Raw genomic sequence first — 1,050 nt, forward strand, 5'->3', positions numbered from 1 at the left:
CATTACCTTACCGCTGCGTATCTGGCGAAAATTCCTGTTCTGGATGCCAAACCGCCATAAGGACAAACTGCTTGGTGAGCGCCTGCGTCTGGCGTTGCAGGAATTGGGCCCGGTGTGGATCAAGTTCGGCCAGATGATGTCTACGCGGCGCGATCTTTTTCCACCAGAGATTGCCGATCAACTCGCTATCCTTCAGGATCGCGTCGATCCTTTTGACGGCAAACTGGCCCGTGAACAGATCGAACTCTCCATGGGTGGCATTCCACTCGAAAGCTGGTTTGATGATTTTGAGATAGTGCCGCTGGCTTCTGCGTCCATCGCACAGGTGCATACCGCGCGGCTCAAAACCAACGGCCAGGAAGTGGTTATCAAGGTGATTCGTCCTGATATCCTCCCCGTCATCAAGGCGGATATGCGGCTGATGAACCGTTTGGCGGGCTGGCTGCCGATGCTGTTGCCGGATGGGCGGCGTCTGCGCCCGCGTGAGGTAGTGCGCGAGTACGAGAAAACCCTGCTTGATGAATTAAACCTGCTGCGTGAAGCCGCGAATGCCATTCAATTGCGCCGTAACTTTGACGGCAGTCCGATGCTGTATATTCCTGAAATTTATTCAGATTATTGCAGGGAAAACATGTTGGTCATGGAGCGTATCTACGGTATTCCGGTCTCAGACGTTGAGGCGCTGAAAGCCAACGGTACCAATATGCCGCTGCTGGCGGAGCGTGGCGTGCAGGTGTTCTTTACTCAGGTGTTCCGCGACAGCTTCTTCCATGCCGATATGCATCCGGGCAATATCTTTATCAGCGAAGAACACCCGGAAGATCCGCAATATATCGGTATCGATTGTGGCATCGTCGGGTCGCTGAACAAGGAAGATAAGCGCTATTTGGCCGAAAACTTCATTGCCTTTTTCAACCGCGACTATCGCCGCGTTGCTGAACTGCATGTGGATTCCGGCTGGGTGCCTGCCGACACCAATGTTGAAGAGTTTGAATTTGCGATTCGTACCGTGTGCGAACCCATTTTTGAAAAGCCATTGGCAGAGATCTC

At 53.0% G+C, this 1,050-nt stretch carries 1 protein-coding gene; it reads left to right on the forward strand.

The features are described from left to right. The coding region (locus tag J5224_RS29670) for an AarF/UbiB family protein (RefSeq protein WP_264628647.1) at window positions 1-1,050 on the forward strand (1,050 nt) is incomplete at both ends.

Source organism: Candidatus Symbiopectobacterium sp. NZEC135, from assembly GCF_025962695.1.